Here is a 19,940-nt window from a genome sequence, read left to right as displayed (position 1 = left end):
CAGGCGATGGCACGGGCTTGACTCTGACGTGCGGGTCAGGGGTTACCGTCTCCGCGGCCGGCCATCGCCGGCCGGTCGTCGCGAAGGAGCTCTCATGTCGTCATCGCCGTCCGTCTCGCGTGAGGTCCGGCTGGCCGCCCGGCCGGACGGGTTGCCCGGGCCGGAACATTTCACCATCGCCGAGACACCGCTCCCGGAGCCGGGGGCGGGCGAGGTCCTGGTCCGCAACCGGTTCTTCCACGTCGCCGCCGCGCTGCGCACGCTGATCGGCGGCGCCGAGGGCATGCCGCTGCCCCCGGTGAACCCCGGGGACCCGCTACCGGCCGCGACCGTCGGCGAGGTGGTGGCCGCGCCGGCCGGCGGCGAGCTGCGTCCGGGGGACCTGGTCTCGCACTGGCTGGGCTGGCGCGAGTACGCGGCCGTGCCCGCCGAGGCGTGCGTGCCGCTCGGCGACGCGCTGCCGGATCCGGTCGCCCACCTGTCCCAGGGCGCCACGGCGTACACGGCGCTGGTCACCGACGCCCGGCTGCGTCCCGGTGACACCGTGTTCGTCACCGGCGGCGCGGGGGCGGTCGGGTCGATGGCCGGGCAGATCGCCCGGCTGCTCGGCGCCGGCCGGGTCATCGGCAGCACCGGGTCGGCGGACAAGGCGGAACGGCTGGTCGCCGAGCTGGGCTACGACGCCGTGGTGGTGCGCGGCGCCGGACCGGTCGGCGAGCAGCTGGCGAAGCTTGCGCCGGACGGGGTGGACGTGCTGCTGGACAACGTGGGCGGCGAGCAGCTCCGGGCCGCGGTGGCGGCGGCCCGGCCGGGCGCCCGGTTCGTCCTGGTAGGTGCGCTGTCCGGGCAGCTCGCCCCGGACGGGAACGGCGGGACCGCGCCGGTCGAGCTGGACACCTTCCCGTTCATCATCAAGCGGATCGAGATGCGCGGCGTGTCGAACCCCGGTGATCCCGCTACCCGGGCGGAATGGCCGGCGCGGTTCGGCGAGTGGCTGCGCGCCGGGCAGATCACCTTCCCGCGAGTCGAGCTTGCGGGCATCGAAAGCGCGCCCGCGGCGTTGCCGGAGGTGATAGGCGGCCGCCATCTCGGTACGGTCGTGGTTCGACTGTAGGACCGTTGGAGGCGGCGTGCGGATCGGCGAGGCGGCGGCGGCAGCGGGCACCACCCCCCGGGCCCTGAGGTTCTACGAGCAGCGCGGGCTGCTTCCCCCGCCGGCGCGGACCGGCACCGGCCAGCGGGAGTACGGCCCGGCCGACGTGGCCCGGGTGCGCGTGGTGCGCGAGCTGCTGTCGTACGGGCTGACCGTGGAGGACGTCGCCGGATGCGCCGACCGGCTCGACGCGCTCGCCGGCCTGGTGCCGCCGTACGGCGGGCCGGGCTGCAGCAGCCCCGGCGGGGTGGCCGAGCGCCGGCTGGCCACCCTGGACGCCGAGATCGCCCGGCTCACCCTGCTGCGTGACCGCCTGGCCGGCCGGCTCGGCACGACCGGCTCCCCGGCCGGCCCGGCACCAGGCGCGATGCCGGCCGCCGTACCGACCTCCGTGCCGACCTCCGTGCCGGCCGCCGTGCCGGCCGCCGTGCCGGCCCCCGTGCCTGCCGCGGCGCGACCGGCCGGCGTGGCCCGGTGAAACGGATCGCCGCCCGGATGTGGCATTCGTTGAGCGGCACGGCGCAGTGGCGGATCGTGCGGCTGCGGCACGCCACCTTCCTGGTCGGCGTGACCGGCGTGGTCCGCGACGCCGAGGGCCGGGTGCTGCTGCTGCGGCACCGGTTCTGGCCGGAGAGCCGCCCGTGGGGCCTGCCCACCGGGTACGCCGAACCGGGCGAGACCTTCGAGCAGACGGTCGCCCGCGAGGTGCGCGAGGAGACCGGCCTGGAGGTGAAGGTACGCGGCCTGGTCCGGCTGCGCAGCGGCTTCCGGCTCCGGCTGGAGGTGGCCTACGACGCCGAACCGGTCGGCGGCACCCTCCGCGTCGATCCCCTGGAGATCCTGGAGGCCGCCTGGTTCGCCCTCGACGCCCTCCCGCCCGGCCTCCAGGACTCCCACCGCGCCCTCATCCTCGACCCCCAGTGAATCCCGCCACCCTCGGGAGCACCGTTCGTCCGGTGAAACCCTCACCGGGGGCCGGAACGAACCTGCTCGGCGAAACGGGGGACGCCTGCCCGCCGGAGCGCCTCCACAAGGTCAGGAACACTCATGGGTGGACGCCGCTTACGTGCCGCCATGCGATCAAGCACCGCCGCCAGCTCATCAGGATGCTCTTCGCGTAACCGGCAAAGATAGCTATCCGGGTCGGTGACAGTGATCTGGTAGCTACCCATGGTCGATTCCGGGAAATCGGTGCGATTCCATGTCACGAGATACCGAACACGTCCAGCGATGGCGGCGGCCATATGATGGTGATCATCGAGGTCCGGGCCATCGACTTCGTCGAGCACATATTTGTAGTCCACTTCGGCTACCCGGGTGTCGGCGAAGACTCGGCGTATCTCGGCGGTGATGCCCGCTGCGGCCAGGGCCGAGCGGTGGCCGGCGCGAACGATGACGCGCTCCCATTCCTCGAGCAGGCGATCGCTCCACACCAGCGTATGCACCGCGTCTTCGGTGAGAGTGAGCATGAGATCCATCAGCGAGAACGGAAACAGGACGTTGGTGTCGACGAAGACCCGTGCCACCGATCGGCACCCTTCACGAGATCAATAAGGAAGATTCGCCTCTTCGGCGAGTTCCATGATCCTGCGATTGCCTTCGGCGCGCCGTTCACGGCGAGCCTGGAACTCCAGGACATCGGATAGTCGCACCTGACGATGGTTGCTGTCGGGCAACCGCCGAGCGGGGATCTCTCCCTCGTCCAGCAGGCGAGCGACGAAAGGCCGGGACAATCCGAGCAGTCGGGCCGTCTCGTTCGGAGTCAGCCAGGTCTCGACCGGAATGGCGAGGATCGCCTCGCCTTTGGCGAGGTCATGCGCAGCGGCGAACACCAGGCGGAGGAGCGCTTCCGGCAGCACGACATCTTCCCCATCCGCAACGCGGAGCACGAGTTCGGAGGAAGCGACCGAGCTCTCCGAGACGTGCGCGAGAAGCGCCCGATCGCCTTCCTCCGCCGCCACCTGGGTGACACGGGCTAGGACGCTGGTTCGGGGCATGATCGTCTCCAAGAGGTCGGTTATCTGCAATAACTGTAACCGACGGTCGGGTCGATGACCACCGATCCCGCCCGCGAAACGGCATGGCGTGGCAACCATGCCGCCCGCCCCCCTGAAGCCGATCGAGCCGGACCGGTCAGGTCATTCGCGCGCCGTGCATACGCCCGTGGAGGCGGGCGAGAACCGGGTCATTCCTCGCCGGAGAATCGCTCCCAGGTGGACTGGCGGGTCATGCCCAGCGCGGCGCCGATCCTGGCCCAGGTGACCCGCCGGTCCCGCAACCGCTGCACCCAGCCCCGCAGGTTGGCCTCGACCTGGGCGCCGACGGCGGCGACGCGCGGCAGGAACTCGAGGATCTCCTCGCCGGTCATGGTGTACGGCCCGGGGATCTCCGCGCCGGTCGCGGGCTGTGCCGGGATGTCAAGGATGCTGCCGCACAGCCCACGCACTCGTCGCAGATGTGCACACCGGCCCCGGCGATCATCTCGGCCACGTCGGTCTTGGGCTTCGTGCAGAACGAGCAGTAGATCTCCTGGTCGGCGAGCGACGGGGCCGGCATATGGTCCTCCCGGGTCGGTTGGTCAGGTGATTCCTGCCAGGATGCCCGGCAGCCTGATCCGTCAGGCGGTTCCTGACAACTCCGGCGAGCGTCCCCTTCACGTGAGTTCCGGCGCGCCGGGCCGCCGCCGGCTCCCCGGTACGGGGGAAGGTGATCCCTCTGCGCGGGGGGCCGCCAGGCGGGCGGGCGGGCGATGCTGGGCTGGCTCCGGCGGTGCGCGCCGGACGTCACACCCCGAGGAGCGGACGGATGAGGATTCCCGGGCGCCGGACGAGCTGGCCGGCGTACGCGGCGATCGGATGGGCGGCGGTCTACACGCTGCTCGGCCTGTACTGGTGGGCCGGCGGGGCGTGGTTCCCGTTCGGCACGGGCGATCCGCGGGCCGCCGACGACGGCGCGCTGCTGGCCGGGGCGACCGCCCCGGTGCTGGGACCGGTCACCGTGGCGCTCGGCCTGGCCGGAGTGGCGGCGGGCTGGGCGATGTCCCGCCGAGTCCGCCGGCCGCGGCCGGTCCTGCTGGTCTTCGGCTGGACGCTGGCCGCGCTGCTGGCCGTGGTGCTGCCGGAGTCCCGGGCCATCAAGTACCTGCCGCCGCTCGGCTTCATCGCGTTCTTCCGGCCGCCGGACCCGCCGACGCTGAACTTCCTGGTCCTGCTGGTCGGCGGCCTGGTCTGGGCGGCCGCGACGCTCGGCTACGCGCGGGCCACCCGCGGCGCCTGCGCCGCCTGCGGGCACGGCCCGGGACGGCGGCACGGCGCCGGCGCGCCCGGCGCCTGGGCCGTGCGGTGGGGCCGGCCGGTGACGTACCTGGCGATCGCCGCGCCGTGGGTTTACGCGGCGAGCCGGATCGGCTGGGCGTTCGGCGTGCCGATCGGCGTGCCGGCGGAGTTCCTCGACACCATCAACGCCAACAATCCGGGCCACGGCACGATGATCATGGAGCTGGTGCTGGCCGGCCTCGCCATCGGCGGCTCGATCCTGACCGTCGGCCTGATCCGGCCGTGGGGCGAGATCTTCCCCCGCTGGATCCCCTGGCTCGCCGGCCGCCGGGTGCCGCCCGCCTTCCCCGTCGGCTGCGCCGGGCTCGTCTCGGTCGGCGTGACGGCGTTCGGCCTGTCCATGTCCCGCGGCCTGCCGGAGTTCTTCGCCGGCGGCATGGTGGTCGATGGCTACCAGATGAACCCCCTGTGGGCGCTGCCGCCGCTGGCCTTCCTCGTCTGGGGCCCGGCACTGGCCCTGGCCGCCCTCGCCTACGACGCCCGCCACCCCGCCCGCTGCTGGGATCCCGCCCACGCGGCGGGCCCCCGCGGCCTGGTGCTGAAAACGCGGGCGAACCCGTAGACCGGCATGGCCGTCTCGCGGTCATCGCGGCCGTCGCCCGCGATCCGCCGCCTGCCGGGCCGGCCGCACGGGCGGGCGGGCGGGCCGGCAGGCGGTGAGCCGGATCCGCTCCGGCTCACCGCGGTCGGCCGGCGGGCCGTCCGGGTCGGCGTCCAAGAAGGCGGTCATGCTTCGGTCCACAGGGTGTCGAGGGGCAGGACGGTGACACCATCCTCGTGGGTGTAAGCGTAGTCACCGGTGTAGAGCATGACGCCCATCCGCATGCGGTCCCCCAATCGCTCCTTGAGCGCCCGGAAACCGCGCAGATCCTCGCCGTGAATCCGGGATCCCGCCTTCACCTCGAAGGCGATGACCTGGCCATCGTCGCGTTCCAGCACCAGGTCGATCTCTTCTCCGGCCACGGTTCGGAAGTGTCCCACCGTCACCGGGCCGTCCCACCAGCTGACCTGCTTGAGGATCTCCCCCACCGCGAACGTCTCCACCAGGTGGCCGTACTCGCTCAACACCGCCGGATCACCTTGAGCGATCTTCTCTGGCGACAGGCCGAGCAGCCACGCCATCACTCCGGAGTCCACCAGGTGGATCTTGGGGTGGCGGGCCACCCGGGACCCCAACGTCGTCCCCCAGGCCGGAATCCGCTGAACCATGAACACCGCCTCCAGCAGGCGGATGTAGTTCTCGGCGGTGCTCTTCTCCATACCGACCGTTTGCGCCACCGCCGCGATGTTGAGCACCTGCGCGGACCGGGCGGCGAGCTGGCGGAGCAGGCGCGGCAGCACCTCACGCTGGCGGATCCTGGTGATCTCCAGGACATCGCGGTCCAGGACCAGATCCACGTAGTTGGCGAACCATCGTGACCGGGACCGTCCCGGTGGCCGGCGCAGCGCGATGGGCATGCCGCCGGCGACGACCCGCCGGGCGTAGTCGTCACGGGTCGTCGCCGACGGCTGGGATCCGGGCGGCGGCGGTGCGCCTTCGAGCAGCCGCCGCACGAGCCCGCCCGGCCTGCCGTCGATCTCTCCTTGGGACAACGGCAGCACCGGGATCACGTCGACGCGCCCGGTGAGAGCCTGCCCCGCCTCCGGCAGCGTCGAGTAACGGGTCGAGCCGGCCAGCACGTACCTGCCGGGCCGCAGGTCACGGTTCAACTCGGCCTTGATGGCGTGCAGGAGGTCCGGCACGTGCTGGTACTCATCGATCAGGACCGGGTCGGGGCCGGCGATGAACCTTCCCGGGTCGTTGCGTACAGCCGCCCGGGTCGCGGGATCATCGCAGTCGAGGACCCGGCGGCCGAAGTCGCGGGCCAGTTCGGCGAGCAAGGTGCTCTTCCCGACCGTGCGCGGACCGTTGAGGACGAGCACCGGCTCCTCCGCCAGCCGCTCCTTGATCACACCGGTGAGGTGGCGGTGCGCCAGTCCGGTGAGTTCGCGGTCCATGCTGCGATCCTACGAGATGGTTCCGCATTCTCCGCAGCTGAATCCTCTTTTCTGATCTGACTTCTTCCGCGATTCACCAGCTGGTCTTCCGCGATTCATGCGGCAGGGTTCCGTGATCGTCCGCCGCTTCGAAGGCGGCGGGCCGGGAGCGGGATCAGTAGGTCTCGGGGACGGAGTAGATGAGGCCGCGCAGGCCGGAGGCGTCGAGCAGGTCGACCGGGCGGACGGTCTGGTTGGCGCGGACGTAGTGGAAGGCGGCGCCGACCTTGTCCGCCGGGACGCCGGCCAGCTCGGCCCAGGCCAGCCGGTAGGCGGCCAGCTGGACGCCCGCCGCGCGGGCGGCGGCGCCGCGGGGGCGCTCGCCGGTCTTCCAGTCGACCACCACGTATCCGTCGCCCTCGGCGAAGACGGCGTCCATCCGGCCGCGGACCAGCCGGTCGCCGATCATCGTCTCGAACGGCACCTCCAGGTCGACCGGCCGCAGCCGGGCCCAGGTGCTCTCCTCGAACCGGTCCCGCAGCTCGGCGAGCTGCAGGTCGGTCTCCGACAGGTCGCCGGCGGCGCCCGGCAGCTCCAGGTCGTCGATCAGCCGCTGCTGGCCCCACCGGCCCTCCAGCCAGCGGTGGAAGGCGGTGCCGCGGCGGGCCAGCGGCGCCGGGCGGTGCGGCAGCGGGCGGCGGATCTGCCGGGCCAGCGCGGCCGGCTCGGCGGCCAGGGTGACCAGCGAGGACACCGTCAGCCGGGCGGGCAGCTCGACGACGGCCCGGCCGCGCCGCCGGGCCTGCTCGCGCTCGCGCAGCAGCAGCTCGGTGTCTCGGGTCCAGGCGCGCATCCGCTCCAGCTCCCAGCCCTTGACCGGCGGCTCGACGATCTCGGCGAGCTCGCCACCGGCCGGGTCCACCCCGGCCAGGGCGTCCAGGACCAGGTCGGCGCCGCCGCGGATCGCGGCGTAGCGCGCGTCGTCGGGGTCGGCCGGCCACTGGGCGGCGGGCGGCTCGGCCAGCAGCGGGTTGCCCGCGCCCTCGGCGATCTCCGGGGCCCACACCGCCGCGCCGCCGCACACCTCGCGGATCTCCAGCAGGAAGTCCGACGGTGACAGCGGCCGGGTGGCCGGCCCCCAGCGGTACCCGGAGGCGATCAGCAGGTAGTGGGCGCGGGTGACCGCGACGTAGGCGAGCCGCCGCTCCTCCAGCAGGTCACGCTCGCGGCACGCCTCGTCGAACGCCTCCAGCTCGTCCTTCTCAAGGCCGGCCAGCACCGGCAGGTCGGCGCCGTCGCCGCGCAGCGGGTAGGGCAGCTTGCGCGGGTTCTCCGTCCAGCGGGAGTTGACCGCCGGGGTCGCCGGGAAGACGCTGCCCCTGGCCAGGCCGCCCTTCTTGCTGGTCACCTGGGACAGCCCCGGGACGATCACGACCGGCCACTCCAGCCCCTTGGCGGCGTGCACGGTCATCAGCTTGACGCTGTTGGTCTCGCCGATCCGGCCGGCCTCCAGGCCGAACTCCTCGGTCTCGGCCGCCTTCAGGTAGGCGAGGAACGCGCCGAGCGTCGGGTCCTCGGCGTCGCCGGCGAACCGGGAGGCGGCGTCGGCGAAGGCGTCCAGGTCGGCCCGGGCGGTCAGCGGGCCCCCGCCGCGCGCGGCCACCTCGACGTCCAGGCCGAGCCGCCGCTCCACCTCGCCGATCAGGTCGGGCAGCGGCTGGCCGGCGTGCGCCCGCAGCACGCGCAGCTCCTGCGCCAGCCGGGGTAGCCGCTCGCGGGCGAGCGTGGAGAAACCCGCCAGCCACTCCGGCCGCTCGGGCAGCTCGTCCAGCGCGTCGACCAGGCTGCCGCGCTCCTCGGCCATGTCCGCGACGACCTGCTCCAGCGGGTCGGCGGTCCGCGGCCCGCCACGGGTCGCGACCGTCAGCTCCCGGGCCAGGTCGCCGAGCACCTTCAGGTCGGCCGGGCCGATGCGCCAGCGCGGCCCGGCCAGCAGCCGGACCAGCGCGTCGCCGGCCGTCGGCTCGTACAGCACCCGCAGGGTCGCGACGATGTCGGCGACCTCCGGCACGGTGAGCAGGCCGCCGAGGCCGACCACCTCGACCGGCACGCCGCGGGCGGTCAGCGCCCGGCGCAGCGCCGGGAACTGGGCACGCTTGCGGGCCAGGATCGCCACGTCCTGCGGCTGCAGCGCCGCCGGGCCGCCCCAGGCGCCCGCCGCCCTGACCTTCTCGCGGACCTTGTCCCGCTCGCCCTCGCCCCACGGCAGGCCGTCCGGGGCGACCTCCCGGCCGAGCAGCCCGGCCACGCCGTCGGCGATCCACGCCGCCTCGTCCTCGGCGGTCTCGTGGAACGCGCAGCGCACCCGGCCGCGCGCCACCCGGCCGGCGCCGGCGGTCAGCACGGGCACCTCGCCGGCCTCGGCGCGCAGCGGCACCTGCACCCGGGCCGCGACGTCGAGGATCTTCTCGCCGTTGCGGAAGCTCACCGACAGGCGGCGGACGGGGGCGGGCGAGCCGTCGGCCGCCGGGAAGTCGCCGACGAACCGCTTCAGGTTGCCCGAGGATGCGCCGCGCCAGCCGTAGATGGACTGGCAGGGGTCGCCGACCGCGGTCACCGGGTGGCCGCCGCCGAACAGGGCGCGCAGCAGGACGAGCTGCGCGTGGCTGGTGTCCTGGTACTCGTCCAGCAGCACGACGGAGAACCGGCCGCGTTCGATGGCGCCGACCTCCGGATGCCGGTCGGCGATCCGGGCGGCCAGCGCCATCTGGTCGCCGTGGTCGATGACCTCGCGGCTGCGCTTCAACCGGCCGTAGGCCTCCACCAGCGGCAGGAACTGCTCGCGGACGTCCTGGGTGCGCAGCGGCCGCTGCTGGGCCAGGACCGGCCGGCCGCCGAGCCGGGCGAAGCGCTCGTCCAGCCAGTGGCCGAGCTGCCGCACCTCGTCGGGGGTGCGCAGGTGCTCGGCCAGCTCCCCGGCCAGCTCGATGACCGCGGCGGTGACCGACGGCGGGGCCAGCTCAACCCGGTCCATCGGCCCGTCGTACCGGCCGACCACCCGGGCGGCGAGCTGCCAGGCGACGGCCGGGCTGATCAGCCGCATGGTCGGCTCCAGCGCCTCGCGCAGCGCGTGGTCGGTGAGCAGCCGCGCGGCGTAGGCGTGGTAGGTGGAGACGGTGGGCTCGGTGTCCAGCAACTCGGCCGGGGCGAGCCCGACCTCGATGAGCCGGGTGAGCCGCTTGCGCACCCGGGCGGCCAGCTCGGCGGCCGCCTTGCGGGTGAACGTCAGGCCGAGCACCCGCTCGGGGCGGACCAGGCCGTTGGCGACCAGCCAGACGACCCGGCCGGCCATGGTCTCGCTCTTGCCGGAGCCGGCGCCGGCGACCACCACCATCGGCCCGAGCGGCGCCTCGATGACCGCCGCCTGCTCGGCGGTCGGCGGCGGGATGCCGAGCCGGCCGGCCAGCTCGGCGGCGCCCAGCGGCGCCGGCCGGGCCGCCCCGGCGGGAGGCGCCGTCCCGGCGCCGGCGTCGGGCGCGCCTAGCATCCGCGCGCCCCGATCGCCCGCGGCGTCCCGGCGCCGGCCGGGCCACCGGTACGACTCCGGCCCGGCGCGGGCGTCCCGCCGCCGGTCGCCGGACGCCCGCGCCCGGCACTTCCGGGGCCGCCCGCACCCGGCCGGGTGGTCCGTCCGGTGGTCAGCACACCTGGCCCCCGTTGTCGTTGACCGGGCAGCTGGCCTTGGCGGCGCAGGTGCGGCAGCCGTCGTTGACCTGGGCGGTGAACACGCCGGCGGCCATGCCGGTGGCCACGGTGTCCACCAGCTCCCGCGCCCAGCCGGGCTCGGCGTCCTCGCCGAGCGCGCCCTGGCGCTGCTCCTTGGCCGTGGCCGCCTTGCCCGCCGCCTTGCCGACCTGGACCAGCGCGGCGCCGCCCGGGCTGGTCAGCCCGTGCCGGTCGAACGCGCCGAGCAGGGTGGCGAGCTGGTACACGCCGAGCTGGGGGTGGCGGGCGAGCTCGGTGTCGGCCGGTTTGGCGGTGCCGGTCTTGATGTCGATGATGACCGCGCGGCCGGCGACGTCCCGCTCCACCCGGTCCACCCGGCCGCGGATCTGCACGCCCTCGGAGACGGTCGCGGCGAACGCCTCCTCGACGGCGACCAGCTCGCGGTCGTTCTCCTGGTGCCAGGCCAGGAACCGGGCCACCATCTCCTCGGCGACCTTGCGCTGCTTGCGGTTGAACCAGACGCCGCCGAAGTCCAGGCCGTCCCAGATCTCGTCCAGCCGCTTGCCCAGCGCGTCGCCCTCCTGGCCGGCGACCGCGAGCACCGCGATGGCGTGGATGACGCTGCCCAGGCTGCGGGACATGTCGGTGCCCGAGGCGCCGACGGCGGTCTCCAGCAGCCAGCGCAACCCGCACTTGGTGAAGCTCTCCACCGCCGATGGCGACACCCGCACGATGTCCTCCGGCCAGCTCAGCGGCCGGTCGTCGGAGATGGACGTGAGGGCGTACCACTCGTCGGGGTGCGCCCCGGGCACGCCGGCCTCGGCCAGCCGGGCCAGGTGGCCGGCGGCGGCCCGGCGCATCCGCTCGGGCCGCGCCGGGTCGCACACCGCGGCGCGCAGGTCGGCCACCAGCGCGGACATGCTCAGCCAGCGGGACCGCTCGTCGATGGCGGCGTCCTCGGCGGCGCCGGGCAGCAGCTCGGTCAGGAACCGGGACGGCCGCTCGTCGGTGTCCTCGCCGCCGACCGCGGTGACCACCAGCAGGCGGCGGGCCCGGGTGGCGGCCACGTAGAACAGCCGCCGCTCCTCGGCGAGCAGCTTGGAGGCGAGCGAGGCGGCCGCGGCGTCCCCGGCGGCGGGCGCCGCGCCGGCGGCCAGCTCGACCAGGTCGTCCACGCCGAGCAGCGAGCCGCGCAGCCGCAGGTCGGGCCAGGTGCCCTCCTGCACCCCGGCCGCGACCACCACGTCCCATTCCAGCCCCTTGGCGCGGTGCGCGGTCAGCACGCGCACCGTCTCCCCCTCCGGGGCGCGTTCGGCCAGCGTGTTGGCGGCGATCTCCTGGGCGGCCAGGTCGGCGACGAACACCTCGACGCCCGCGTGCGGCAGCCGGTCGGCGAACCGGGCGGCCTGGTCGAACAGCGCGACCACCGCGTCCAGGTCCCGGTCGGCCTGGGCGCCGCGGACCCCGCCGGCCAGGCTCGCGTCCGTCCAGCGCTCGGCCAGCCCGGACGCCTGCCAGACCGCCCACAGCGCCTCTTCGGGGGTGTCGCCGCGGTCCACCGACTCGCGGGCGACGCCGAGCAGCGCGGCGACCCGGGCGGCCGGCGCGGCGACGTGTTCCTCCACCGGGACCAGCTCGCGCGCGTCGCGCACCGCGGCCACCAGCAGCCGGTCGGAGGAGCGCGGCGGCATCGGCAGCGTGCCGTCGTCGGCGGCCACGGCGGCGGCGGTCAGCTCGGCGACCCGCAGCGCGCGGCGCAGCCGGCGCACGCCGACCGCGTCGGTGCCGCCGACCGGCCCGGTGAGCAGCTCCTCGGCCGTCGCCACGTCCAGCAGGGCGGGGTGCAGCGCCACCCGCAGCAGCGTGATCAGGGTGCGGACCCCGGGCTGCTCGATCAGCGGCCGATCGTCGCCGTCCACGGTCACCGGGACGCCCGCGGTGACCAGCGCGCGGCGCAGCATGGGGACTTGGCGGCCGGCCGAGCGGACCAGCACCGCCATCCGCGACCAGGGCACCCCGTCCAGCAGGTGCGCCCGGCGCAGCGTGTCGGCCACCACCGCGGCCTCCTGGTTCTCGCTGTCGGCGAGCAGCACCCGGACCTCGCCATCGGGCAGCCCGGCCGCGGGCAGCAGCTCGCGGTGCCCCTCGGACCGGCCGGCGCCGGGCACGGAGGGCGGGACCGGCAGCCGGGCGGCGACCCGGCGGGTGGCGGCCAGCAGGCCCGCGCCGGCCCGCCGGCAGATCCGCAGCGGGACGACCGGCGCCGGGTGGCCGGCGGAGGTGCGGAACCGCTGCGGGAAGTGCAGGATGCCGCGCACGTCCGCACCCCGGAAGCCGTAGATCGACTGGTCGGGGTCGCCGACCGCCACCAGGTCGCGGCCGTCCCCGGCCAGGTGGCGCAGCAGGGCCTCCTGCGCCGGGTCGGTGTCCTGGTACTCGTCCACGAAGACCGCGTCGTAGGCGGCGCGCTCGCGGCGGCGCACCTGCTCGTCGCAGAGCAGCCCGGCGGCGGCGCCGATCAGGTCGGCGTAGTCGAGCGCGGGCGAGGGGTCGAGGTCGAACCGGTCGGCGTACCGGTGGGCGAACCGGCCGGCGGCCAGCCAGTCGGGCCGGCCGTGCTCGCGGCCGAGGGCGACCAGGTCGTCGCCGGACAGGCCCCGCTCGGCGGCCCGGGCCAGCAGGTCGCGCAGCTCCTCGGCGAACCCGCGGGTCTTCAGCGCCTCGCGCAGCTGCGGCGGCCACCCCGGCGCGCCGTCCTCCAGCTCGCCGTGCAGCAGGCGGCGGATCTCCAGCAGCTGCTCGGGTCCGGTGAGCAGCCGGGGCGGCTGGTCACCGGCCAGCACCGCCTCGCGGCGGAGCAGGGCGTAGGCGTAGCTGTGGAAGGTGAGGGCCAGCGGCGTGCGCGTGGTGCGGCGCATGCGCGCGGTGATACGCTCGCGCAGCTCCTCGGCCGCCTTGCGGCTGAAGGTGAGCACCAGCACCCGCTCGGGGTCGGTGCCGCGCCGCTCGACCCGGTCGACGACGCTCTCGACGATCGTGGTGGTCTTTCCGGTGCCCGGCCCGGCCAGCACCAGCAGCGGCCCGCCTTCGTGGCGCACCACCGCGCGCTGGTGCTCGTCCAGGACCGGAGGCATCGCGTGCCCCCCGGCTCCCGTGCGCACCAGGCGGTAGGTCCGACCACTCACAACACGCTATTCCACCAGACCACACCGGTAGATCGTGCCGACTCGGCCGCGCCGGTCCCCGTGTCGATCACGGTTCCGGGCCGCCACCCCAGGTGGGGCGGGTCCGGCGGTCAGGCGTGATGTTTGCCGCGCCGGCCGAAGAAGGCACGGACCCGGTCCAGCGGCCCGGTGGCCGGACCGGTCGCCGGGCGGGCCTCCGGACGCTCCTGGGGGGCCGGCCGCACCCGGGACGGCGCCGCCTGCTGGGTCCGGCGCGCCTTGGCGCCCAGCTCCGCCAGCCGCTCCTGCGGGCAGGCGGCGCGCAGCCGCGGGAACAGGTCGCTCTCCTGCCCGCGGACGTGCTCGCGGACCTGGGTCATCAGCAGCCCCAGGGCGGGCCAGAAGTCGGCGTCCGACGGGGACAGGCGCGCCAGGCGTTTCATGGTCCGCTCGATCTCGGCGTGCCCGATGAGTTCCTGGTCGACCAGCGGACCGGCGCCGGCCACGTGCTGCCGGACGGCCGGATAGAGGTGCTCGCGTTCGGCCGCCGCGTGGCGGGCCAGCCCGGCGAGCATCCGCTCGGCCAGCGCCTTCGCCTCGCCGTCGCCGGCCGCCTGGAGGACCTCCAGCCGGCCGAAGACCTCCTCGGCGTCCCGGTGGTCGGTGACCAGCACGGAGATGATGTCTTCTCGAGTTTCCACCGTGCGCTCCTCGGACATGACCGGCGGCGGCCCGGCGCCGCGGCCGGGGCGGGCCGGGCGGCGATCGACGCCGCGCCGCCCGGCCCGTACTCGTCACGTTAGGGACGACCACGCAATGGTGATCAAAGCCGCATCCATAAACCCGGCAAAAGGCCGGGCGGCCTGGACGGTGGCGCGGAAGGTGAACGGCTCCGACCAGCGGCGACCCGGCCGGGGAGCGGCAGGTTTCGGGCAGGACGCATGGGTAGGGCGGGATGGACCTGAGGACGACGGGAAGCGCCGCACGGCGTCCCACCCCCGCCAGGCGCGGCGTCGCCGGCAGCGGGGATCCGGGGCTCCTCCGGCAGGACCGATACACAGGAAGGACGCGGCGATGAGCGAGCACGACCCGCACTCCCGGTTCGAGGACGAGGGCATCCCCGACCTGCAGGACGGCACGCCCGGGCAGCAGCTGGCGGTCGACCCGCAGGAGGCGCCGCTGCCCGCCGACCGTCCGGTCGCGGTGGACGACTTCGGCACGACGGTCGAGGAGCAGATCCAGGGCGAGCCGCTGGAGGGCCGCCTCCGGCGGGAGGTCCCCGAGGAGGAGCCGGTCTTCGGGGTGGCGGAGCCCCCGCGCCCGGCCTCCGATGCCACCGGCGGCGCCGAGGTCTCCGACGTGGACGCCGACCCTGAGGGCTACGGCGCCGGGACCGGCGAGGACGCCGAGAACGGGCTGGGTGTCGGTGCCGATCTGGACACCGGCCCGCAGCCGGACGACGACGTGGCCGACGGCTGGGCGGCCCAGCCGGAGGAGCCTTCCGGCACCGTGTGGGACGACCCGCGCCCGGCGGGCCGGCTGGTGGACCCGGACGAGGGCGTCCGGACCGACACCGAGCCGGACCTGGTCGCCCGGGAGGTCGGCCCGGACGGCGGCGGCTACACCGCCGAGGAGGCCGCCATGCGGGTGGAGCCGGAGTGAGGGCCGGCCGGCCACGACGGAACGGACGAGAGCTGCGGGAGGCACCATGACCGGATCGGACGACGACCGCGACAGGGAGCGGCGGCGGCGCGAGGGCACGACCTTCGACGCGGGCCTGCACGACATGGGCGGGGACATCGGCCCGGCGTCGACGCGCGGGTCCAACGCCCACCCGGGCGGCGACCCGCGGGACGACGCGGCCCCCAAGGGCGGCTGGTCCAGCGAGATGGGGTACGTCACCGGGCGCGACGACGAGTGGCCGGAGAGCGCCGGCTCGGACGAAAAGGCGGTCGGCGCCCGGACCGACGAGATCGAGGGGCACGTGGAGACCGCCGGGCCGAGCCCGCGCCCGGTCCCGGACGAGGTCGCCGGGCCGCGCGACAACCCCGACGCCGGCCGCCGCGCGCGGGGGCCGGTGCAGGGTGGCGTCCCCGAGGACGACGGCCCGCTTCCGGAGCGCGCCCCGCCGCCGTCGGCGGGACACGTGGGCGCCGGAGTGGAGTGGGTGCCCTCCGACGAGGACGACCCGGACGGCGGGTCCGGCCGCACCGACCAGGGTGACGGCGGCTACCTCCCCGGCGAGGCCACCGGCCGTGCCATCCCCTGAGCCGTACCATCCCCTGAGCCGCCCCATTCTCTGAGCCGCCGCGGACGAGGTACCACGCCATCGCCGGGGAACCGGTTCCGGTGGACGCCCGCGACCACGTCGCCCTGGCCGGCGGTGCCACACCTGGAAGGGGGGCCGGATCGACTCCGGCCCCCCTTTTCGCGTCTCCGCGGCGCGACCGCGGGCGGTCCGGGCGGGACGGCCGGCCGCCGCCCGCACCTGGACGGCGGCCGGCCGTGATGGTGCCGCCGGCGCTCCCCGGATACCGGGTCCCCGGCGACGGACCTCAGCCGGGGAGGGTCTCGCCGCCGATGGGAGCGAGGACCTCGCCGGTGTAGTACGAGGACAGCCGCTCGGCGGCGAAGAAGACGTACGACGGGGCGATCTCGTCGGGGTGGGCCGGCCGGCCCATCGGGACCTGGGCGCCGAACTCCTCCACCTTGGCATCCGGGAAGGTGGCCGGGATGAGCGGCGTCCACACCGGGCCGGGGGCGACCGCGTTGACCCGGATGCCGCGGTCCACCAGCGTCTGGGCCAGCGAGTAGGTGAGCGCGTTGATGGCGCCCTTGGTCGCCGAGTAGTCGATCAGCGTCTTGTTGCCGCGCAGCCCGTTGATCGAGGAGGTGTTCACGATGGCCCCGCCGCGCGGCAGGTGCCGCAGCGCGGCCCGAGTGACCCGGTAGTAGCTGTGGATGTTGACGTCGAACGTCCGCGTCCACTGCTCGTCGTCCAGTTCCTCCAGCGAGTCGACCGGCGACTGGGTGGCCACGTTGTTGACCAGCACGTCCAGCCCGCCGAGCTGCTCGACGGTCTCCCGCACGACGCGCTCGCACTGCTCCACGGAGGCCAGGTCGCCGGGGATGGTCACGCAGCGGCGCCCCTCCTGCTCGACCAGCTTGCGGGTGTGCTCGGCGTCGTCGTGCTCGGACAGGTAGGCGATGGCGACGTCGGCGCCCTCCTTGGCGAAGGCGACCGCGACGGCGCGGCCGATGCCGGAGTCACCGCCGGTGATCAGGGCGCGCTTGCCGGCGAGCAGGTCACGGCCGGTGTAGTCGCGCATCTCGTCGCGGGGTTCGGGGTCCATCTTCCCGGTGTGCCCGGGATATGACTGCGTCTGGCCAGGTGGTGTCTGCTGCTCTCCCATGCCCGGCCGGTTACCCGGCCGCCTCGACGGCAAACCGGACCGGAAAGGGAGGCCAATCCCGCCGCGGGTGGCCCTGTCCCGGCCGGTGCCGCGCTGCCAGCATGATCGGCGAAGGGTGCGATGACCTGGACGAAGAGGAGGCCGCATGCCGGTGACCCTGCCCTGGCGGCGCCCGGCGCGCGCGACCGCGCCGGGCGCGGTGCCGGCGGCCGGAGCATGGGATCGGTGGCGCGGAGCGGTCGCGGCGGCGACCGCGATGTTCTGCGTGGGCACGCTGACCGCGGTCGCCCCGGTGCTGCACCGCTACCCGCTGTACGGCGGGCAGGCGCTGCGGTACGCGCTGGGCGCGCTGGTGCTGCTGGCGGTGATGCGGGCCCGGCGGCTGCCGCACCTGCGGCTCGGCGGCCGGGAGCTCGCGCTGGTCGTCCTGCTGGCCGGGACCGGCCTGGCGGCGTTCAACGCGTTCGTCGTGGAGTCCACCCGGCACGCCGACCCGGCGGCGGTCGGCACCGTGGTCGCGGCGGTGCCGGTGGTGCTGGCGCTGGCCGGGCCGCTGCTGGAGCGGCGGCGCCCGTCCCCGCGGGTCGTCCTGGCCGCCGGGGTGGTCGCGGCCGGCGCGGCGGTGGCCGCCGGGTTCGGCGGCGGCTCGCCGCTCGGGCTGCTGCTCGCCGCCGGCGCGCTGGGGTGCGAGGTGGCGTTCTCGCTGCTCGCCGTCCCGCTGCTCCCCCGGCTGGGCGCGGTCCGGGTGGCGGCGTACACGACGGTCGCGGCGGTGCCGCTGCTGCTCGCCATGGGGTACGCGGCCGACGGCCCCGCCGCACTGCGGGTGCCGGCGGTGGCGGAGGCCGCGGCGCTCGGCTACCTGGCCCTGGTGGTCACCGCGTTCGCGTTCTTCTGCTGGTACGACGCGCTGCACCGGCTGGGCGCCGACCGCGCCGGGCTGTTCTCCGGGTTCCTGCCGGCCGGCGCGGTCGTCGCGGGACTGCTGCTCGGCACCGGGACCCCGGCCGTGGCGGAACTCGCCGGGACCGCCATCGTCGCGGCCGGCCTGGCCCTCGGCCTGCGCGGCCGGTGACCGGGGGACGGTTCGCGGTCAGCGGATCAGGGCGTCGGGGCCAGGGTCGATGGGGCCGTGCCGGGAGATCTCCACCCAGGCGGCGGCCAGCCGGTCCACCAGCCGGCCGATGACCTCGGGCGGGAACGTGTAGGGCACCCGGATGAAGTTCTGGTGGCCGCCGTGCGGATCGGTGGTGCCGCCGGGCACCACCTCGACGCCGTGCCGGAGCGCCACCTGGGCGAACTCCGCGGCGCGCACGCCGGGCAGCTCGACCCACAGGCCGGTGCCGCCGTCCGGGCGGCGCCACCGCCAGCCGGGGATGCGGTCGCGCAGCAGCCGTTCTACCAGGTCGAGCCGCGTTTCGCGGGCCGGGGCCTGAGCGGCGCCGATCTCGGGCAGCCGCGGGAGCAGCCGGGCGGCCAGCGCCTGGTCCAGGACCGGGCTGCCGACGTCGGCCAGGGCCTTGCGGCGGGCCAGCCTGCCGATGACGCCGGCCGGGCCGCGTACCCAGCCGATCCGCAGGCCGGCCCACACGCTCTTGGCCAGCGAGCCGACCGACAGCACCTCGGCGCCGCGCGGCGCGTACGCGGCCAGCGGGGCCGGGATCCCATCGCCGGCGGTGTGCGCGTCGTAGGCGTTGTCCTCCATGATCGGGACGTCGTGCCGGGCGGCGATCTCCGCGATCCGGCGGCGGCGCGCCGCCGACATCAGCACGCCGGTGGGGTTGTGATAGGTCGGCATCAGGTGGATCAGGGCGGGCGGTGCGGCGGCCAGCGCCGCGGCCACGGCGACCGCGTCGGCGCCCTCGCCGTCCAGCGGCACGGTGCGGATGCCGGCGTGCCGGGACCGGAAGATGTCCAGCGAGGACGGCCAGCTCGGCGTCTCGGCGAGCACGGCCAGGCCGGGGCGCAGGTAGAGCTCGGCGACCAGGACGAGCGCCTGCTGGGCGCCGGTGGTGACCAGGATCTGGCCGGGGGCGGTGGGCAGGCCGCCGCGGGTGAGGTGCGCGGCGATCTCGTCGCGGAGTTCCGGCAGGCCCGCCGGGTGGTAGCCGGGGTCGGCGAGCAGCGCGGTGAGGTCGCCGCGGGCCAGCTCGCGCAGCGCGGTGCGCAGTTCGGGCACCGCCCCCTCGGCCGAGCAGGACAGCGAGATCAGCTCGCTCGGCCCGTCGATGAGGTGCTCGAAGATCTCGGTGGCGCTGCCGCCGGGGATCCGCCCGGCCAGCCGGGCCGGGCGGGGCGGCGGCCCGTCGGCGACCCGGGTGCCGCTCCCCTGGCGGCTCTCGATAAGGCCGGCGCCGCGCAGGGTCTCGTACGCGGTGACGACGGTGGTGCGGCTGAGCCGTAACGCGCCCGCCAGCCGCCGCTCGGCCGGCAGCCGCTCGCCGGGCAGCAGTGCGCCGTTCTCGATGGCCCGGCGGATGCCGGTCGCCAGCCGGCGGTGCAGCGGGCCGGTGCCGGCGGCCCAGCCGGCGAACGCGGCGATGACCTCGCTGTCGGCCCGGTCCAGCCGGGAGGCCAGGGCGGGCGTCCCGCCGGCCGCCGGGACCGCCGGTCCGGGCGCCACCGGCCGGCGCGGGCCGGCGACCGGCTCGGCGGTCGATCGGGCGACCGGCTCCGCGAACGGTTCGGTGGTCGACCGAACGACCGGCGTCGCGAACGGTTCGCCGGCCGGTTCGGCGATCGACCGGGTGCCCGGTTGGGTCACCGGTTCGGGGGTCGATCGGGCGAGCGGCTCGGTGGCCGGTTCGGTCAACGGTTCGGGGGTCGATCGGGCGAGCGGCTCGGTGGCCAGTTCGGTCAACGGTTCGGGGGTCGATCGGGCGAGCGGCTCGGCGGCCGGTTCGGTCAACGGTTCGGGGGTCGATCGGGCGACCGGTTCGGCGACATCCTGCCTGATCATGAAGCTCCACCAGCCTTCACCGGCCGCCACCGGCCACGTGTCGCCGGGCCCGCCGGGCGGCGGGCCGGGGCGGGTCGGGCTCACCGGCCGGCGGGCCCGCACCCGACCCGTCCAATGTGCCAACTTCACCGGTCCAGAGAAAGGTCCAATCCACAGGCCAATTTCCGGGCCACCGGACCGCCTCGCCGGGTGGCGAGCGGCCGGACCCCGGGG

17 protein-coding genes are annotated in these 19,940 nt (G+C 75.4%); 7 read left to right on the top strand and 10 right to left on the bottom strand.

All coding sequences use genetic code 11. From position 1 onward, the window contains the following. The first annotated feature begins 94 nt into the window (after positions 1-94). From Sru01_RS29305 to Sru01_RS29295, 3 genes are read left to right on the top strand one after another with little or no spacing between them, the layout of a single operon-like run. Positions 95-1,114: an MDR family NADP-dependent oxidoreductase gene (locus tag Sru01_RS29305; protein WP_203992305.1), complete on the top strand. Its 1,020-nt coding sequence runs from the start codon at positions 95-97 to the stop codon at positions 1,112-1,114. 16 nt (positions 1,115-1,130) lie between these two features. Continuing rightward, a complete protein-coding gene (locus Sru01_RS29300; RefSeq protein WP_203992302.1) occupies positions 1,131-1,631 on the top strand; it encodes a MerR family transcriptional regulator in 501 nt (166 codons plus the stop codon). A 17-nt stretch (positions 1,632-1,648) separates the two neighbouring features. After that, positions 1,649-2,077 (top strand): NUDIX domain-containing protein, encoded by a 429-nt coding sequence (locus Sru01_RS29295; RefSeq protein WP_239137834.1) that lies wholly within the window; start codon positions 1,649-1,651, stop codon positions 2,075-2,077. A 41-nt stretch (positions 2,078-2,118) separates the two neighbouring features. Here Sru01_RS29295 and Sru01_RS29290 read toward each other — a convergent pair whose 3' ends face one another. The 4 genes from Sru01_RS29290 to Sru01_RS36490 form a co-directional block, all read right to left on the bottom strand. Next, positions 2,119-2,679 (bottom strand): PIN domain-containing protein, encoded by a 561-nt coding sequence (locus tag Sru01_RS29290; RefSeq protein WP_203992298.1) that lies wholly within the window; start codon positions 2,677-2,679, stop codon positions 2,119-2,121. Between the two features lie 21 nt (positions 2,680-2,700). Then, positions 2,701-3,162 carry a helix-turn-helix domain-containing protein gene (locus Sru01_RS29285; protein ID WP_239137833.1) on the bottom strand — a complete coding sequence of 154 codons (462 nt, stop codon included), beginning with the start codon at positions 3,160-3,162 and terminating at the stop codon, positions 2,701-2,703. 176 nt (positions 3,163-3,338) lie between these two features. After that, positions 3,339-3,599, bottom strand: a complete 261-nt coding sequence (locus Sru01_RS29280; protein WP_203992424.1) for a hypothetical protein — start codon at positions 3,597-3,599, stop codon at positions 3,339-3,341. Next, positions 3,518-3,709, bottom strand: coding sequence for a ClpX C4-type zinc finger protein (locus Sru01_RS36490; RefSeq protein ID WP_203992296.1), 192 nt, complete (start codon positions 3,707-3,709; stop codon positions 3,518-3,520). Before Sru01_RS36490 ends, Sru01_RS29280 begins: the two co-directional genes overlap by 82 nt. Positions 3,710-3,958: 249 nt before the next feature. Here Sru01_RS36490 and Sru01_RS29270 point away from each other — a divergent pair, with 249 nt between their 5' ends. Next, positions 3,959-5,050: a hypothetical protein gene (locus Sru01_RS29270; protein WP_203992294.1), complete on the top strand. Its 1,092-nt coding sequence runs from the start codon at positions 3,959-3,961 to the stop codon at positions 5,048-5,050. A gap of 164 nt (positions 5,051-5,214) precedes the next feature. On the opposite strand, the gene Sru01_RS29265 is transcribed toward Sru01_RS29270, so the two are convergent. The 4 genes from Sru01_RS29265 to Sru01_RS29250 all read right to left on the bottom strand — a co-directional run bounded on the left by Sru01_RS29265 (position 5,215) and on the right by Sru01_RS29250 (position 14,056). Next, positions 5,215-6,486: an ATP-binding protein gene (locus Sru01_RS29265; RefSeq protein WP_203992292.1), complete on the bottom strand. Its 1,272-nt coding sequence runs from the start codon at positions 6,484-6,486 to the stop codon at positions 5,215-5,217. A gap of 154 nt (positions 6,487-6,640) precedes the next feature. Then, positions 6,641-10,012 carry an ATP-dependent helicase gene (locus tag Sru01_RS29260; RefSeq protein WP_203992290.1) on the bottom strand — a complete coding sequence of 1,124 codons (3,372 nt, stop codon included), beginning with the start codon at positions 10,010-10,012 and terminating at the stop codon, positions 6,641-6,643. Between the two features lie 151 nt (positions 10,013-10,163). Continuing rightward, on the bottom strand, positions 10,164-13,325 hold the full coding sequence (locus Sru01_RS29255; protein WP_203992288.1) for an ATP-dependent helicase: 3,162 nt from the start codon (positions 13,323-13,325) through the stop codon (positions 10,164-10,166). Positions 13,326-13,486: 161 nt separating this feature from the next. Further along, complete coding sequence (locus tag Sru01_RS29250) at positions 13,487-14,056, bottom strand: hemerythrin domain-containing protein (protein WP_203992286.1); 570 nt, start codon at positions 14,054-14,056, stop codon at positions 13,487-13,489. Between the two features lie 373 nt (positions 14,057-14,429). On the opposite strand from Sru01_RS29250, the gene Sru01_RS29245 reads away from it, so the two are divergent. Beyond that, a complete protein-coding gene (locus tag Sru01_RS29245) occupies positions 14,430-15,017 on the top strand; it encodes a DUF5709 domain-containing protein (protein WP_203992284.1) in 588 nt (195 codons plus the stop codon). A 46-nt stretch (positions 15,018-15,063) separates the two neighbouring features. After that, entirely contained in the window at positions 15,064-15,624 is a 561-nt protein-coding gene (locus tag Sru01_RS29240) for a hypothetical protein (RefSeq protein WP_203992282.1), read from the top strand. 286 nt (positions 15,625-15,910) lie between these two features. Here the strand turns inward: Sru01_RS29240 and Sru01_RS29235 are convergent, their stop codons facing one another. Continuing rightward, positions 15,911-16,708, bottom strand: a complete 798-nt coding sequence (locus Sru01_RS29235; RefSeq protein WP_239137832.1) for an SDR family oxidoreductase — start codon at positions 16,706-16,708, stop codon at positions 15,911-15,913. A gap of 205 nt (positions 16,709-16,913) precedes the next feature. Between Sru01_RS29235 and Sru01_RS29230 the strand changes: the two genes are divergently transcribed. Continuing rightward, entirely contained in the window at positions 16,914-17,843 is a 930-nt protein-coding gene (locus Sru01_RS29230) for a DMT family transporter (protein WP_203992278.1), read from the top strand. Between the two features lie 18 nt (positions 17,844-17,861). Here Sru01_RS29230 and Sru01_RS29225 read toward each other — a convergent pair whose 3' ends face one another. Continuing rightward, positions 17,862-19,727 carry an aminotransferase class I/II-fold pyridoxal phosphate-dependent enzyme gene (locus Sru01_RS29225; RefSeq protein ID WP_203992276.1) on the bottom strand — a complete coding sequence of 622 codons (1,866 nt, stop codon included), beginning with the start codon at positions 19,725-19,727 and terminating at the stop codon, positions 17,862-17,864. Positions 19,728-19,940 lie beyond the last annotated feature (213 nt).

Origin of the sequence: Sphaerisporangium rufum (genome assembly GCF_016863395.1) — a bacterium.
Taxonomy (GTDB): Bacteria; Actinomycetota; Actinomycetes; order Streptosporangiales; family Streptosporangiaceae; genus Sphaerisporangium; species Sphaerisporangium rufum.
Note: the sequence above shows the minus strand (reverse complement) of the source record. Positions and strands in the feature narration are given on the sequence as shown.

What these genes read in the sequence shown, in the direction of transcription:
- Sru01_RS29305 (WP_203992305.1), top strand. Translation starts at nt 95, where the DNA reads ATGTCGTCATCGCCGTCCGTCTCGCGTGAGGTCCGGCTGGCCGCCCGG.
- Sru01_RS29295 (WP_239137834.1), top strand. Translation starts at nt 1,649, where the DNA reads ATGTGGCATTCGTTGAGCGGCACGGCGCAGTGGCGGATCGTGCGGCTG.
- Sru01_RS36490 (WP_203992296.1), bottom strand. Translation starts at nt 3,709, where the DNA reads ATGCCGGCCCCGTCGCTCGCCGACCAGGAGATCTACTGCTCGTTCTGC.
- Sru01_RS29270 (WP_203992294.1), top strand. Translation starts at nt 3,959, where the DNA reads ATGAGGATTCCCGGGCGCCGGACGAGCTGGCCGGCGTACGCGGCGATC.
- Sru01_RS29265 (WP_203992292.1), bottom strand. Translation starts at nt 6,486, where the DNA reads ATGGACCGCGAACTCACCGGACTGGCGCACCGCCACCTCACCGGTGTG.
- Sru01_RS29260 (WP_203992290.1), bottom strand. Translation starts at nt 10,012, where the DNA reads ATGCTAGGCGCGCCCGACGCCGGCGCCGGGACGGCGCCTCCCGCCGGG.
- Sru01_RS29255 (WP_203992288.1), bottom strand. Translation starts at nt 13,325, where the DNA reads ATGCCTCCGGTCCTGGACGAGCACCAGCGCGCGGTGGTGCGCCACGAA.
- Sru01_RS29245 (WP_203992284.1), top strand. Translation starts at nt 14,430, where the DNA reads ATGAGCGAGCACGACCCGCACTCCCGGTTCGAGGACGAGGGCATCCCC.
- Sru01_RS29240 (WP_203992282.1), top strand. Translation starts at nt 15,064, where the DNA reads ATGACCGGATCGGACGACGACCGCGACAGGGAGCGGCGGCGGCGCGAG.
- Sru01_RS29235 (WP_239137832.1), bottom strand. Translation starts at nt 16,708, where the DNA reads ATGGACCCCGAACCCCGCGACGAGATGCGCGACTACACCGGCCGTGAC.
- Sru01_RS29230 (WP_203992278.1), top strand. Translation starts at nt 16,914, where the DNA reads ATGCCGGTGACCCTGCCCTGGCGGCGCCCGGCGCGCGCGACCGCGCCG.
- Sru01_RS29225 (WP_203992276.1), bottom strand. Translation starts at nt 19,727, where the DNA reads ATGATCAGGCAGGATGTCGCCGAACCGGTCGCCCGATCGACCCCCGAA.